Genomic DNA, 14,207 nt, shown 5'->3' on the forward strand with positions numbered 1-14,207 from the left:
GGGTAAATAGAATATTACCGAAAAAATTTTGATTTTCTAGAATATTCTTCTAAATTTAGGGTAGGATGTTCGATTGGTTGTGCGCGGCGCTTTGCTCCGTGGGGCTTAACATTTTATAGGCTTGAATATGCGAAAGAAATTTCAGATTAGGAACCTCCTTGCAGTCGGGACACTTTGCCTTGGGCTCTATGCCTGTTCCTCCGATGAAGGTAGCGACAGCCCGGTTGTTCCTCCGTTATCGGGTGACGATCCCTCTTCTAGCGATTCCCAGCCGGGTTCGGATAAACCGGGTTCCTCGTCTGCGATTGAAATCGACACCGTTCGCAAGATTGTTAATGGTGATACAATCTTTGACACGGTTCATGTCGTTGTGCCCAAGGATACGACGCCCCACTGGGTGGGCAACTCTGCACTCCGCATTACTGAAATTTCCCCGCTGAACCTTTCGTGGCTGGATGAATCCGGCGAGGACCCCGCATGGGTGGAAATATACAACGCGGGCGATGTCGCTGCGAACCTGAAGGGTTATGCGCTTGTCGAAAGCCTTGAGAAGCCCCGCAAGTGGGTTTTCGGCGACGAGCTTATCGCTGCGAAGTCCTTCCGCATCGTGTTCTGCGACAAGAAGAATATTACCGAAGTCAAGGGCGCAGATAACGGCGACATGCACGCCCGTACCCACACCAGCTGGAAGATGGACAAGGCCGGCGGAACGGTTTACCTGATCGATGCCGCCTACGGCATCCGCGATTCCGTTGCATTCCCCGAAATCACGAAGGGTGACCTGAGCTGGGGTATTACCGACGGTGGCATCTGGAAGTATTTCGACAAGCCGACTCCCGAAAAGCCCAATACCGGCTCGACCGCTTATGACGCGCTTGCTCCGGAACTCGACCTGAGCCAGATCAAGGGCGGTTTCTACAATGATCCGGTAACAATCAATCCGCCGTCCCTGCCGAGTGGCGTGAAGCTGCGCTGCACCGAGGACGGCTCCGCTCCGGGCGCGAACTCCCAGGAATTCAATTCTGCAAAGACGTTCGACAAGAACACGACGCTCCGTTGCGCCGTCTTCAAGGATGGCTCGCTCAGCACGCAGGTGGTCACGAAGACGTTCTTTGTGGGCGAACAGGTGAACATGCCCGTGGTGGCGGTGAGCGTGAATCCGGATTTCTTCAACAAGCATTACATTCAGCCGGAACCTGGCCACACGAACGCAAGCAGCCCGGAATCGGCTCCCTCTGGCCTGTACGAGGATGTCGAATTCCCTGTGCACGTGGAATACTTCCCCAACGGCAGTTCCTCGGACAAGTCTGCATGGGATATCGAAGCGGGAATTTCCATGATGGGTAACTACAGCCGTCTGGAACGCAAGAAGTCCGTCGCTATCGTGATGAGGGAAGAATACCAGGATGGCTGGCTGCATTACTCTCTGTTCGATACACGCAAGAGCGAAAACGACAAGTACAAGGGATTCAACCTCCGCAACAATGGTAACCGTTTTGTGAGCGACTACTTTGCCGATGCCCTGGGTGGTGCAATCCTTGAAGGCAGCGGTGTCGATTACCAGCGCAGCCGCCAGGTGGTGGTGTTCTACAACGGCAAGTACTTCGGCATCCACGACATGCGCGAACGTTTCAACAAGAACTATGTCGAATCGAACTACGGCATCGAGGCTTCTACCGTGACGATGGTCAAGCACCTTACCGAGACGGTTACGGCAAGCAATGGTACGCCCGACGAGTACATCTCCATGCTTGAACTTGCCGCGGACAACGATTTCAGTGGCGACAACAATGCATCCTATGCACAGCTCAAGACGATGATGGATGTCGGCAACTTTGCAGATTACATGGCTGCCGAGATGTATATCCATAACGGTGACTGGCCGAACAACAACGTGCGTGCCTGGCGCAGCCCGGATAACATGTGGAAGTTCATGGTTTACGACCTTGACCACGGATTCAACTGGGATTGGAACGTGCAGGGCTTTGGCCAGAGTACGAACATGTTTGACTGGGTCAAGCAGGGTGGCCGTAGCAGTGGCAAGTGCTATACGAGCAACGACAAGGCCTTCACGGGCGACAAGAGACACTGCTTCCACGTGTTCTACGTACGCCTCATCAAGAATCCCGACTTCAAGCGCCTGTTCCTCAACCATGCTGCCGTCATGTTGCAGAATTACCTAAACGCCGATGTCATCGAGAAGGTCCGTGCGAAGATGGCGGGCTCGATTGATGAAACCGAAGCGGAAAGGGATTTGGCGGCAAATGGCCAGAAGGAGCGCGGCTACGGTTCGTTCACCGTATCGAATTCGAGCATAACGGAATGGGCTCGCCAGCGCGACAGCGATATGCTGCAGCAGTACAAGAGCGAGTTTGGCCTGGGCGAAATGGTCAATATGACGATTTCGTCGAACGGGAACGGCTCCGTGCTGATGGAAGGCATGAAGCTCCCGGGTAGCACCGCAACTTCTACCAAGTACACGGGCAAGTTCTTTAGCGGAAACCAGATGGAGGTGACAGCTGTGCCTTCGAATGGGGCCGTGTTTACCGGATGGTCTGACGGTTCTACTGACAACCCGCACCTCGTGAACATCACGGAAGGTTCGACGATTACGGCCAACTTTAAGTAAGGCTTTCGCTTGACGATGGAATTGCGCGGGCTTTTAAGTCCGCGTTTTTGTTTATCGTGCGAATGTTTGTCACGGGTACGTGAATGCCCGCGGGATATTTCTAGATTTGTGCGCATGAATAGCCCCGTGCGAAAGATGTTCGACGGTATCGCGAACCGCTACGATTTCTTGAACCACTTCTTGAGTTGTGGCCAGGATATCTTGTGGCGCCGTGCGTGCTGCCGCGAGATTCGGCGGATGCGCCCCGGAAAACGCTTGCTGGACCTGTGTGGCGGTACGGGCGATTTTGCGGTTACGTACGAGAAGTTCAACGGCGTGCAGGACGTGGCCATTCTGGGCGATTTTTCGTATGGCATGCTGAAGGGCGCCGCGGGCAAGAAGACGACTGCGGTTCCCGTGCAGCTCGATGCGATGAAGATGCCGTTTGCGGACGGCTCGTTCGACGTGATTCTGAACGGGTTCGGGATGCGCAACCTGCCCGATGCGGAGGGCGGCCTGAAGGAATCCGCACGCGTGCTCACGGATGGCGGCTACCTGCAGGTGCTTGAATTTTTCTCCCCGCGGAACGTGTTTAACAAGTTTTTCTACAAGGCGCTGGCCCCGCTGTTTATCCCGGTGCTGGGAGCTTTTTTCAGCAAGCGCGATGCGTATGAATATCTGGTGAATTCCATATTGCGTTTTTTGCCGGTGGCGGACTTTGTGGCGCTCGCCGAAAGGAACGGCTTCGAGCTTGTGCACGTGAAGCCCTGTTTTTTCGGGGTGGCGTACCGTGTGCTTCTGCGCCGGAAGTCTATTCCGGCGGGAGGTGATGCGTGAGCCGCTATATCCTCGGAGTGACGGGGGCCAGCGGGGCGATATATGCTACCCGCACGGCGATGCACCTGAAGCGCCTCGGGCATGAGGTTTCGCTTGTGGTGACGGCGCCTGGCTGCGATGTTGTAAAGTTCGAAGGTCAGCAGGCGCTTTTCGACTATGCGGACCGCACTTTCGATGTCGATGATTTTTTTGCGGAATGCGCGAGCGGGTCTGCCGACTATGCAGGCATGGCTGTGGTGCCCTGCTCCATGGGCACGCTCGGTCGCATCGCTGCAGGGACCTCGGACAACCTGCTGGTACGCAGTGCGGACGTATGCCTCAAGGAACGCCGCTCCCTGGTAATTGTCCCCCGTGAGATGCCCTACAACCTGATCCATATCGAGAATATGGCGCGCGTGACGCGGGCGGGCGCTGTGGTGATTCCTGCTTCCCCGCAGTTCTATAGCAAGCCTGCAAGCATCGAGGAACTCGTGGATACTGTTGTCGCGAAAATCCTGAAACATCTGGGTGCGGCGTCGGCGGAAGACTGCGCCGAGATTGTGAAACCATGGAATAGTTCCGCCAGTCAGAAATTGCCCGCGGATGGCGGGTCGCAAAATGTGCTCGGGGGCCCTATATGCTGAAGAAGATATTAGAATTCGGGCACATGGTGCGCTTTAGCCATTCGCTTTTCGCGATGCCCTTCGCGCTTGGTTCCATGTGGGTGGCGGCGAACGGGTTCCGCGACATGACTGCTGCCGAGACTGCACGCATCGTGCTCCTGATTGTCGGTTGCATGGTGACCGCCCGCAACAGCGCGATGAGTTTCAACCGCATTGCCGATGCCGATATCGACGCGAAAAACCCACGTACGGCGAAGCGCCACCTGCCTGCGGGCCGCCTTTCGAAAAAATCGGTAATTGCGTTCCTTGCCATAAACGGCGTGCTGTTCGTTGCGTTCGCGTTCCTGTTGCAGCCTCTCGCAGGCATGCTCGCCTTGCCGGTATGGCTTTTGCTGCTTTCCTATTCCTACTGGAAGCGTTTCAGCTGGCTATGCCACTGGTTCTTGGGGTTTGCGATAGGGATGAGCCCGCTCGGCGCCTGGATTGCCATTCGGGGCGAGTTTGCGGTGTTCCCGATATTCTTGCTCGTGATTCTCATGCTCTGGATGGGCGGCTTTGACATCATCTACGCCACGCAGGACGAGGAAATTGACCGCCAGATGGGACTGCATTCCGTGCCCGCGCGTTTTGGCCGCAAGCGCGCCCTGCAAATTGCCTTCTGGAGCCACATTGCCATGCTCGCGCTCTGCGTAGCCTTCGGGTTCGTATGGAATATGGGTATCCCCTGGTGGGTGGTGACCGGGCTCATGGCCGCAGCAGTTCTTTATATTCATTTGTTCAGAAAATCCGATGACCTGGATGCCATGAACCGCGATTTTTTCCTGGCGAATGTCGCGATAAGCGTGCTTGTGATGGCGGGGCTCATCGTGTGGATTTGCATGGGAGGTGACGTCAATGCCCTTTATTAAGAAAACCGACGGAAAGTTCACGACCGAAGACAAGGTCAAGATGTTCCAGCAGATGGGAAGCGTGGGCGCGGTGATTGCCGTCGTGTTCGTGATTCTTATAGAGTCGGGCGTTGCGGGTGACAAGACTCCGCTTGCCGAGATGGGGCTTACCGCGATGATCGTGGTGCTCGCCGTATCGCTCATCGGGAGTATGTACTTTAAGCGGAAACTGTAGGCTAGATTTCCAGATCTGCGGAATAAACGGTTTCCATAGTCCCGTCATCGCATTCGAATAGCAGGCTGCCATCGGCGTTCATGTCGATGATGCGGCCTGTTTTCTTTATGGCGCCTGTGCCGCTGTCGCGGTTTTCATCGGTGCAATGGTTGTTCACGACGACGGTCCCGCGGGCGCCTATAAACTGGTCCATCTTGCGCCAGGCGGCGACCCACGGCGATATCCCGAAGGCGCGGAACTGCCCGATGGCGCGTTCCAGGCTTGCGATAAGCGACTGCAACAGTTTTTCACGGTTGACGCTTTGCCCGCAGATATCCCTGAGGGTGGTGACGGCGCGCCCGAGGTGCGCGTAGTCTGCGGGGTCGCTGTTCACGTTGATGCCTACCCCCATGCTGATGGCGGGAGCAGGCGGAATGTTAGTGGAGATCCCCGCCTTCGCGGGGATGACAGTTCTTTTTATATAAACTAATTCAGCGAGTATCCCGCAGAACTTGTGCTTGCCGCACAGGATGTCGTTCGGCCACTTGACGGTGATTTTCCCGATGTCGCTGTTGCCAAGCCCTTGCGCGTTGGAACTTTCTTGCAGGTCGCGGAATACTTCGGCGAATGTGAGCGATGCAACCTGCGTGATTTGCGGGGCCGAAGCAAGCGGAATACCTTCCAGCGGGATGATGATATTGAAGTAAAGGTTCTTGCCGGCGGGGGAGGCCCATGTGCGTTCGTGACGCCCGCGGCCGGCTGTCTGCGTGTCGGCGACAATGAGCGTGCCGGGTACGATTTCACCCGCGGAGGCGCGTGCCTTCATCAGGCTATGCGTGCTTTCTAGGGAAGCGAAAAGAAATGCAGGTGCGTCGCCAAATCCGCACAGGTGCCACTCATTAAAATTACGTTCGCAAGAAAACATATTCAAGTGAAGATCCTCGGACAAGCCGGGGATGACGAATCGGGCCTATTCTTCGTCTTCCTTCTGCTCCTGCAGTTCCTTGAGGGCTTCTTCGGGGAAGATTGTGAAGAATTCACGCTTGCGGTCTTCGAAGAGCTGCAGCATGCGTTCCTGTTCGAACTGCTCGCGGTCGATGTTCTGCATAAAGAACTCGTCGCGTGCAAAATCGCGGGTCGTCATCATCTTCTTCAGGTCATCGGAGATTTCCATGCGGTCCCACAGGATGTAGTACGACTGCACGTCCAGGCTACCGAAGATGTCGACGTTCAGGTGTATGGAATTTGCCTTGCTGGAATCGACGAGTTCGACCTTTGTTTCGCGCTTTTCGGGACGGAAAATCTGTGCGTCGCTCACGCCTTTCGAGAGATCCTGGGGAGGCTCTTCGGCAAATGCGCCAAGTGCGAGAGCACACAGGGTGGCACCGGCAAATGCGAACGTCTTATGTAGTTTCCCGAAAATCATATCCACAATATAACATCATTTAGGATAAAAGAAAAGTTATTTCTGCGTGCCTGTGATAAAAATCGCATTTTCCGCCGGCACTAGGGGGCTAGAGTGCGAGCGGCATCCAGGGCTTTACCACGTCGATGGACTTGAGGAGCCCTTGCTTGTTGCGCCTGATGGCTGCTGCGGCAATCATCGCGCCGTTATCGGTGCTGAGGCTCCTGTCAGGGATGCAGAACCGGATTCCGTGTCTGCCGCAGTAGTCCTGCAGGCGGTTGCGCAGCCATGCGTTCGCGCTTACCCCGCCACCGACGACGAGCGTCTTCATGCGGGTCTTCTTGAGCGCGTTGATTGTTTTTTCCACAAGACTCCCGACGATTGCATCTTCCAGCGAGGCGCAGATGTCGCACAGGTTTTTCTGGATATATTCCGGGTCGTGCGTCTCGGTGTAGCGCAGCACTGCGGTCTTGAGCCCGCTGAACGAAAATTCGCAGTTGTCGTGCGAGTGGAGCGCCCTCGGGAATTCGACGAACTTGCGGTTGCCGTTTTGGCCGAGCCTGCTGATGGTTGCCCCTGCGGGGTACTTGAGGCCGAGCAGTTTGCCACACTTGTCGAACGCTTCGCCTGCGGCGTCGTCGCGGGTGCGTCCGATGCTCGTGTACTTGAATCCGGGTTCTTCCATCACGAGTTCCGTGTGCCCGCCCGATACGGTGAGCGTGAGGAACGGCGGCTCGATATCTGGGTTGCTGAGCCATGCGGCTGCGAGATGGCCCTCGAGGTGGTTGATGCCGTATGCCGGGATGTTTAGGTCGCGGGCGAGGCCCCTTGCGAAACTCGCCCCTACAAGTAGCGGGCCCATGAGCCCGGGGCCTGTGGTGTAGGCAATCGCGTCGATATCCTTGAGTTCGATACCCGCTTCCTTGACGGCGGCCTCCGCGATGGGGGCAATCTTCTGCAGGTGGGCGCGTGCTGCGATTTCGGGAACGACACCGCCGTACAGGGCGTGCTCGTCTATCTGGCTGTAGAGCGGGTTGGAAATTACCTTGAGGGGGTCGTCCTGCAGTACTGCGCAGGCGGTCTCGTCACAACTGGATTCAATTCCGAGCCAAATCATTCAAGTTTCTCCTCGGCATCCTCGTCCAGCGAATCGGCGGGTGCGGCGAGTTTCTTGATATCTTGCAGCGACACCTTGTCGGGCGAGAGCTGTATGGCCTTGATGGACATCTCGCGGTTCACGCCCGAGGGGAGCGTGAGCTTTACGGTGGGCGTGAGGCTGTCGACATCTTCGATCTGGAAGCGGTTGAATTCCACGAACAGTTCGATGCTCGTGTTGCTGATGGAATCGAGCGTGCCTTCGCCGCCGGTTATTTCGACGGATACGTTGGGCGGGTTAAGCCTGTACGTTTCACGGTCGAACATGCCGATAAGCTGCACCGGGATATCGCGATAGAACTTCTTGCCGATTTTCTGGATGTTGACCGAAATGCTCGTGAGCGAGTCGCCCAGAGATACGTGTGCGGGGAACTGCTTGAAATCGAGCGGGATAGAGTACGTCGTGTCATGAACGAGCCCGCTGAACGATACGGAGTCTGTCGGGATTTCGATGATGCGCGTGATGACGTTCCTTGCGCCGGAAACCGTGATAAAGTCCGGTTCCAGCTTGGGCTCGTCGGTAAGCAGGTAGCCCGTTGCCGCATCGAAGGTGACCATGGAGCGCACGGGCACGTTGCGTTCGATTCGCGTGTCGAGGTCTAGGTCTATGAACAGGAGCTGGTTGTCGGGTTCAATGAACTTGATGTTTGAAAAGTTTGGTGCCGAGAAGTTCTTTTCGCCGATAGGCTTGCGGGTGGCGCCGAGTTCTGCATCCTGGAGGTCCACGATGATGGCCGCTGCGGTCGTATCGCCCTGCATGACCTTGGAACGCAGGCGCATGAGGTCGAACGGAGCGCCTTCCAGGGTGATGCGCATGGTGTGCGGCGGTTTCGAGGCGATGGCGAGCATTTCCGGGAGTTTCACGAGGCGCACGGGGATATCCAGCTCAACCTTGAACGTGTTGAGCGACACGACGTAAAGCCATAGTGCAATCCCGAAGATGAACGCTGTAATCTTTAATGCGATATGTTTCATAGATGCCCCGTGAAGCATTGAAAATTTAGTTATATTCAACGCGTGTTCGGACAACTCGGGTACCTAATATCGGAATCTTTTCGTGGATGGAAGCAGCATCGCACGGTCATATTGCCGTCGCTTCTCACGATTTTCCTGTGCTCGCTCCTTCTCGCGGCATCGCTCACGGTGCTTGGGGGCGTTTTTCGCGTGCTTTCTGCCGAAAGTTCTCTCTATACGGTCGAGGCTTTCCTGCCCGAGACGGTGAGCGAGGATTCCGTACAGGCGGTAAGGCAGAGACTTGAACATTTCAGGGGCGTGGAACGCGTCGAGTACGTGAGCGCTGATTCCGCGCTGGCCGATTTCCGCAGGCATTTTTCGGGCGAGATGCTCGACCTTGTGGACGAGAACCCCATACCGCCGTTTTTCCGCGTGTCTCTTGTGCCGGGAAACCAGAATCCGGCAGACCTTACGGAATTCATTGCAGCCCTCTCGCGCCTGGAATACTTCGAGGAGGTGCAGGCCCCGGTGGACTGGGCGACCCGCGTTTCGGAATGGAAGTTCCGGATGGTGTTCTGGCCTGTTTGTCTGAGCCTCCTTTTGCTGGTGACGCTCTCGCTCATTATCTGCAACTCGGTGCGGCTTTCGCTCCTGTCACGCAAGCTCCTGGTCGAGAACATGAAGTACGCCGGCGGAAGCCCGTTCTTTATCGAGTTCCCGTTCGTGCTCGAGGGCATGATGCAGGGGCTTGTCGGTAGCGGCTTTGCCGTATCGATCCTTCTTGTGATTGTTGAATCTATCGGCAGGGCAATTCCCCTTGTTGGCGAAAACATTGGCGGGCTCTGGGCGCTCCTTGGACTTGTGGTTTGCCTGGTCACGCTCGTTTCCGCATACTTCAGTTACCGCACCGTCCAGGAATTCCTGCTTGCGAAACGGAGCGAACGGGAATAAGCCATGCGTCTGCTGGTCGTTTTTCTCTGCTTGCTTGTAGGCCTTGCGGGTGCTGCCCCGAAAAAGACGGACGCCCAGATCAAGGAGCAGCGCAACGCCCTCAAAAAGCTTGAGTCCGACCTTGCGAAAAAGCGCGAGGAACTCGTGCTCCTGGAAACAGAAGAGAAGGGCGTGCTGAATACGATTTCGCTTTTGGACCAGAACCTGAACCAGACGCGCGTCTACATCACCGAACTTTCGAAAAACGAGAAACTCGTGCAGCAGGCGGTGGAACAGCTCAAGCGGGATATAGATTCCCTTGACCAGAAAATCCACGTGCGTAAGGAAGCTATGAAGGTGCGCGTGCGCAAGTTGTATGTAAACGGCCGCTACAGCGAGGCGGAAGTCCTGTACCGGCTGCTTTCCCGCGAAGGTGACCCGAGGCGGCAGGCGTACTGGGTGCACCACGTGCTGAACGAGGACCGAATGCAGGTGGAAATCCTGACGGCGATGGTTACGGAACGCGACGAGAAAAAGCGCGAGTCGGAAGAGCACCTGGTGGAACTGAACGGCCTGCGCGAAAAGAAGGCGCGGGAAGAGAAGGGGCTTGTAAGCCAGATGGGCAACCAGGAGCGCATGCTCCTGAACCTCAAGCACGACAAGGCGATGCAACAGCGCGCGCTGCAGGAATTCGAACGCAACCAGAAGGTGATGCAGGCCCTTATCGCGAAGTTGGAAGCGAAGCGCAAGAAGGAAATCGAGGAAGCGAAGAAGGCCGAGGCCGCCCGGAAGGCGAAGCAGAAAAAGCAGAAAGAAAAGAAGGTCGTGGAAAAGCCCAAGAAGACTATCGCGGGCTCGGTCAAGGGGCCGAAGTGCATGCCTCTGGAAGGCGAAATCATAAGCAACTATGGCCTGCAGGAACATCCGGTATTGCATATCGCCACGCGCAACCTGGGCGTAGAGATTCGCGGCAAGCGCGGGGCCGCCATACGTGCCGCTGCGGCAGGGACTGTCGTGATGGTCGCAGAAATTGACGGGCGAGGCCCTTCCGTGATTATCGAGCACGAGGGGGGTACGTATTCCGTGTACGGCCACCTGCGCTCCATTCGCGTGCAGGAGGGAAAAGAGGTGCGTAATTGCGAAGAAATTGGCGAGGCGGGCGATATCGCGAGTCTAAATGGAATTAAATTGTACTTTCAAGTTAGCGAAGGCACCCAGACGGTGGATCCGCTACAGTGGTTGAAGACGAAATGATCAAGTATCGCTTAAATGGTCCCGCGTCGCAGGAACGCCAGCGCATCCGCCTGATGGCGGCGCTGTGCGAGAACCGCTTCCCTCAGGCGGTCGTCATTGACGGTACTCCGGGAATCGGCAAGAAGGCGCTTGCCATGGAACTCTCGAAGGCGCTCCAGTGCACCGACATGTTCGAGCGCCCATGCGGGCAGTGCTTCGGCTGCAAGATGGCCGCCGACCCGGGAGCCGCCGACAACTGGGTGTTTCCGCTTACGGCCGCCGAGGCGCAGGCCAAGTCCGCCGAAGACGTGAAGGCGGGGAGCCGCGCGAAGACGCTTCAGGATATCAAGCAGGGCTATATCGAGCAGATTGTTGCTAACCCGTACCGCACCGACATCTTCGATGCGGGTGCCGAGATTTCGGTGAATCTCATCCGCGCCATGAAGTCGACGTTCGTGATGAAGGGCGACCGTACCCGCGTGGTGATTGTCGCTGAGGCGGACCGCATGAACGATGCCGCCTCGAATGCCTTCCTCAAGACGCTCGAGGAGGTCCCGCCCGATACGTACTTCGTGTTGACCGTGGCCTCGCGCGAAAGGCTGCTCCCGACGATACGTTCCCGTTGCCTTGCGATTCACCTGTCGTCGCTTACCGACGCCGAGGTGAAGGAGGAAACCCTCCGCATGCTGGGCGACGATGCCGACGAGGATCAGGTGTCCCGTGACGTGATAGGGCTTTCGCTCGGGTCTCCCGGCAAGGCGTTCTTCTATCTGGAAAATGCGAAAGCGCTTTGCGGCCTGGCGTCGGACTTTATCGTGAAGAGCCTCAAGAACGACTATAGCGCGCTTTTCGAGGAGCTTGCGGAAAACGACCTGACCGAAGTCTCTGAGGCGAACGGCTTTTTGGAAGTGCTCTCGTTCCTTATCGCCGACATCCTGCGCAAGCAGTCCGGTGCGGCGGTGCGCCTGCCCGATACCATGGCGGGTATGGACATGGATGCGTTCCCGCGGGTAGATGCGGATGCACTCGAGATGGCGCTTGCCACTGTGCAAGAAACTATGGAAAGGATAGCGAGCCGCCGCAGTACTGCGATGATGTGCCTGCAGTCGCTCGCCATAAAGCTTTTCGAGGGTTACAAGTAATGAACGACACCGTAGCTTCGACGCTTGCGCGGGAACTGGAAATCCCGCATCTGGTAGCGAGGCTTCTCGTATCCAGAGGGATCCGTACCGCATCTGCGGCAAACCGGATTCTGGACGACGGCTGCGGTGCAGAACTTTCCCCCTGGCTCATGAAGGGCATGGAAGATGCAGTGAGCTGGATTCTCGCGGTGCGCGAGAAGAAAGGGAAGGTGTTTATTTTCGGGGACTACGACCTGGACGGCATGACCTCGGTGACGCTCCTTTCGAGGTGCTTCGCGCAGATAGGGATTGAGTCGGAGTGGAGGCTCCCGAACAGGTTCGGCGACGGCTACGGGCTTTCCATTGCCGCCGTGGAAGAAATGTACAATGCGGGTGCACGCAACCTGGTGACCGTGGATACGGGCATTACAGCGAATGTGGAAATCGCCCGCGCGAAGGAACTCGGGATGTCGGTGATGGTCATTGACCACCATCAGCCCTCGGGGGACGCGCTCCCTCCGTGCGACGTGCTGCTCGACCCGCACCAGCAGGGGGACATGTACCCGAATCCCGAACTCTGCGGGGTGGGGGTTTCGTACAAGTTTATATGCGCGCTGTTCGAACGGCTCGGGATGGAATCTCCCAGGAACTTGCTCGAACTTGTTGCCCTCGGGACGCTTGCCGACCTCGTGCAGATGACTCCCGAAAATCGCTTCTTTACCAAGACCGGACTTGCAAGGCTCCAGAACAGCCAGTTGCCCGGAGTGCAGGCTCTGTATTCCTCGCTCATGAAACCGGGGAGCGCGGTCGGCGGCATCGATGTGATGTACAAGATTGCGCCGCTCCTGAACGCACCCGGCCGTATGGAAAAGCCGGACCCCGCGCTCAAGTTGCTCATGTGTACCGACGTGGCGAATGCTCCGGACCTGATGGCGGAACTGAAGGAATGGAACGCGCAGAGGAAGGCGAAGGAAGCAGAGATTACCGACATGGCGCTTACCCGCGTGAAGGAAATCTACGGCGACAAGATTCCAAAGGTGCTCGTGGTGGATGGCGCCGGCTGGCACGTGGGCGTTATCGGGATTGTATCTGCAAAGCTGGCGCAGGAATTTTGCCGCCCGACCGCGGTGCTCTCGATTGACGAGGGCATGGCGCACGCGAGTGCGCGCGCGGTCCCCGGTTTCAACTGGCACAAGGCGCTCTTTGAATGCCGCGACCTGTTTGAGCGCTGGGGCGGGCACGCGAACGCCGCGGGCTTCTCGCTCCCAGCCGACAAAATTCCCGAACTGCGCGAACGCCTGGCCGCTTCTGCCGAAGAGCAGGGCTATACCGGCGAGGCGTTCGATACCAACGAACCGCATGCCTACGATATCGACGTGGCGCTCGGCGAACTGATTGTGGAAGGCACGCGCCACCGCATCGAGAAGACGGTGCTTGACTATTTTGACAAGATGGAACCGTTCGGGGGGAACTTCCCGTATCCCGTGTTCCGTGCCGAGGGCGTGACCGTCCATCGGGTGAAGGAACTCCGCGGCGGACACCTCCAAATGGAAATCTCGCAGGCGGGTAGCCCCTCGTTCTCGGCTATCGCGTTCGGGCTTCGCAAGTGCAAGCCTCTCCTGGGCGGTTCGCGCAAGGTTTCCATCGTGTTCGAACCCACGTGGAACTATTTCAATAACAAGAAAACTATCCAGCTTTGCGTAAAGGCCATCGAGTAGGCCGTATGCAGAAGTTGCTCCCTTACTTTTTTTCGTTTGTCGTAGTTGCCGTCCTGGCGATATTCCTCTTCTATTCCGGCTTTAGGGAGTTGTTCACGGTAGCCGTTCCGGAACCGCCCGTCGAAGAACAGCCTGCACCCGAGGAACCGAAGGCGTTTACCGGGCGCGTCGTGATGCCCGACAGCGAAAGCATTCTCGTGCTCGAGAACAGCGCGGATCGCGACATCAAAAAAGTGGCTACGTATTTTTCGGGCCGTGCGGCGGGACTCCACTGGCTTGCGCGCCCGTACTTCAAGAAGCACCGCGATGCGGAAGATGTCATCGTGGGCATCCGCATGACCATCGATTCGCTCGGACGCATCACGTGCAACGAGATTGAGTACACGAACGCCGAAGACGAGAGCCTCAAGGACACCCTGCAGAGGCATATCGAGTATTACTGGCGGTATAGGAAAAGCGAGTACGGCACGACCGAAATCTGGCTCCCCATCCGTTTCCGCGCCGTTTATTGACCCACTATGAGATTAGGGCGGGCGCACGCAC

The 14,207-nt window shown here is 57.0% G+C and carries 14 protein-coding genes; 10 read left to right on the forward strand and 4 right to left on the reverse strand.

The window, feature by feature from the left end; genetic code table 11:
• The first annotated feature begins 127 nt into the window (after nt 1–127).
• From BUA44_RS01670 to BUA44_RS01690, 5 genes are all read left to right on the forward strand, one after another.
• On the forward strand, nt 128–2,629 hold the full coding sequence (locus tag BUA44_RS01670; RefSeq protein ID WP_072807814.1) for a CotH kinase family protein: 2,502 nt from the start codon (nt 128–130) through the stop codon (nt 2,627–2,629).
• Nucleotides 2,630–2,743: 114 nt separating this feature from the next.
• A complete protein-coding gene (locus BUA44_RS01675) occupies nt 2,744–3,445 on the forward strand; it encodes a ubiquinone/menaquinone biosynthesis methyltransferase (RefSeq protein ID WP_072807815.1) in 702 nt (233 codons plus the stop codon).
• Nucleotides 3,442–4,068, forward strand: a complete 627-nt coding sequence (locus BUA44_RS01680) for a UbiX family flavin prenyltransferase (protein ID WP_072807816.1) — start codon at nt 3,442–3,444, stop codon at nt 4,066–4,068. The genes BUA44_RS01675 and BUA44_RS01680 overlap by 4 nt, the downstream gene beginning before the upstream one ends.
• Nucleotides 4,062–4,955, forward strand: a complete 894-nt coding sequence (locus BUA44_RS01685; protein WP_072807817.1) for a 4-hydroxybenzoate octaprenyltransferase — start codon at nt 4,062–4,064, stop codon at nt 4,953–4,955. The genes BUA44_RS01680 and BUA44_RS01685 overlap by 7 nt, the downstream gene beginning before the upstream one ends.
• A complete protein-coding gene (locus BUA44_RS01690; protein ID WP_072807818.1) occupies nt 4,942–5,169 on the forward strand; it encodes a hypothetical protein in 228 nt (75 codons plus the stop codon). Before BUA44_RS01685 ends, BUA44_RS01690 begins: the two co-directional genes overlap by 14 nt.
• A 1-nt stretch (nt 5,170) precedes the next feature.
• Here BUA44_RS01690 and BUA44_RS01695 read toward each other — a convergent pair whose 3' ends face one another.
• The 4 genes from BUA44_RS01695 to BUA44_RS01710 form a co-directional block, all read right to left on the reverse strand.
• Nucleotides 5,171–6,073 carry a biotin--[acetyl-CoA-carboxylase] ligase gene (locus BUA44_RS01695; protein ID WP_072808003.1) on the reverse strand — a complete coding sequence of 301 codons (903 nt, stop codon included), beginning with the start codon at nt 6,071–6,073 and terminating at the stop codon, nt 5,171–5,173.
• Between the two features lie 45 nt (nt 6,074–6,118).
• On the reverse strand, nt 6,119–6,574 hold the full coding sequence (locus tag BUA44_RS01700) for a hypothetical protein (RefSeq protein WP_072808005.1): 456 nt from the start codon (nt 6,572–6,574) through the stop codon (nt 6,119–6,121).
• 88 nt (nt 6,575–6,662) lie between these two features.
• Nucleotides 6,663–7,670 carry a tRNA (adenosine(37)-N6)-threonylcarbamoyltransferase complex transferase subunit TsaD gene (gene tsaD, locus BUA44_RS01705; RefSeq protein ID WP_072807819.1) on the reverse strand — a complete coding sequence of 336 codons (1,008 nt, stop codon included), beginning with the start codon at nt 7,668–7,670 and terminating at the stop codon, nt 6,663–6,665.
• The gene (locus tag BUA44_RS01710; protein ID WP_072807820.1) at nt 7,667–8,683 is read right to left on the reverse strand and encodes a CdaR family protein; all 1,017 of its coding nucleotides are present in this window, start codon (nt 8,681–8,683) and stop codon (nt 7,667–7,669) included. Before BUA44_RS01710 ends, tsaD begins: the two co-directional genes overlap by 4 nt.
• A gap of 42 nt (nt 8,684–8,725) precedes the next feature.
• Here BUA44_RS01710 and BUA44_RS01715 point away from each other — a divergent pair, with 42 nt between their 5' ends.
• The 5 genes from BUA44_RS01715 to BUA44_RS01735 are packed head-to-tail and all read left to right on the forward strand — an operon-like array spanning nt 8,726 to nt 14,176.
• On the forward strand, nt 8,726–9,613 hold the full coding sequence (locus BUA44_RS01715; RefSeq protein ID WP_072807821.1) for a cell division protein FtsX: 888 nt from the start codon (nt 8,726–8,728) through the stop codon (nt 9,611–9,613).
• A gap of 3 nt (nt 9,614–9,616) precedes the next feature.
• Nucleotides 9,617–10,846, forward strand: a complete 1,230-nt coding sequence (locus BUA44_RS01720) for a murein hydrolase activator EnvC family protein (protein WP_072807822.1) — start codon at nt 9,617–9,619, stop codon at nt 10,844–10,846.
• Nucleotides 10,843–11,967, forward strand: coding sequence for a DNA polymerase III subunit delta' (locus BUA44_RS01725; RefSeq protein WP_072808008.1), 1,125 nt, complete (start codon nt 10,843–10,845; stop codon nt 11,965–11,967). The genes BUA44_RS01720 and BUA44_RS01725 overlap by 4 nt, the downstream gene beginning before the upstream one ends.
• Complete coding sequence (gene recJ, locus BUA44_RS01730) at nt 11,967–13,664, forward strand: single-stranded-DNA-specific exonuclease RecJ (protein ID WP_072807823.1); 1,698 nt, start codon at nt 11,967–11,969, stop codon at nt 13,662–13,664. The genes BUA44_RS01725 and recJ overlap by 1 nt, the downstream gene beginning before the upstream one ends.
• Before the next feature lie 5 nt (nt 13,665–13,669).
• Nucleotides 13,670–14,176 (forward strand): hypothetical protein, encoded by a 507-nt coding sequence (locus BUA44_RS01735; protein WP_072807824.1) that lies wholly within the window; start codon nt 13,670–13,672, stop codon nt 14,174–14,176.
• Nucleotides 14,177–14,207: the final 31 nt, after the last annotated feature.

The organism is Fibrobacter sp. UWR3, from assembly GCF_900143055.1.
In the GTDB taxonomy this organism is placed as follows: Bacteria; Fibrobacterota; Fibrobacteria; order Fibrobacterales; family Fibrobacteraceae; genus Fibrobacter.

Coding starts and splice junctions, on each gene's coding strand:
- BUA44_RS01670 (WP_072807814.1), top strand. CDS start 128: ATGCGAAAGAAATTTCAGATTAGGAACCTCCTTGCAGTCGGGACACTT.
- BUA44_RS01675 (WP_072807815.1), top strand. CDS start 2,744: ATGAATAGCCCCGTGCGAAAGATGTTCGACGGTATCGCGAACCGCTAC.
- BUA44_RS01685 (WP_072807817.1), top strand. CDS start 4,062: ATGCTGAAGAAGATATTAGAATTCGGGCACATGGTGCGCTTTAGCCAT.
- BUA44_RS01690 (WP_072807818.1), top strand. CDS start 4,942: ATGCCCTTTATTAAGAAAACCGACGGAAAGTTCACGACCGAAGACAAG.
- BUA44_RS01695 (WP_072808003.1), bottom strand. CDS start 6,073: ATGTTTTCTTGCGAACGTAATTTTAATGAGTGGCACCTGTGCGGATTT.
- BUA44_RS01700 (WP_072808005.1), bottom strand. CDS start 6,574: ATGATTTTCGGGAAACTACATAAGACGTTCGCATTTGCCGGTGCCACC.
- tsaD (WP_072807819.1), bottom strand. CDS start 7,670: ATGATTTGGCTCGGAATTGAATCCAGTTGTGACGAGACCGCCTGCGCA.
- BUA44_RS01710 (WP_072807820.1), bottom strand. CDS start 8,683: ATGAAACATATCGCATTAAAGATTACAGCGTTCATCTTCGGGATTGCA.
- BUA44_RS01720 (WP_072807822.1), top strand. CDS start 9,617: ATGCGTCTGCTGGTCGTTTTTCTCTGCTTGCTTGTAGGCCTTGCGGGT.
- BUA44_RS01725 (WP_072808008.1), top strand. CDS start 10,843: ATGATCAAGTATCGCTTAAATGGTCCCGCGTCGCAGGAACGCCAGCGC.
- recJ (WP_072807823.1), top strand. CDS start 11,967: ATGAACGACACCGTAGCTTCGACGCTTGCGCGGGAACTGGAAATCCCG.
- BUA44_RS01735 (WP_072807824.1), top strand. CDS start 13,670: ATGCAGAAGTTGCTCCCTTACTTTTTTTCGTTTGTCGTAGTTGCCGTC.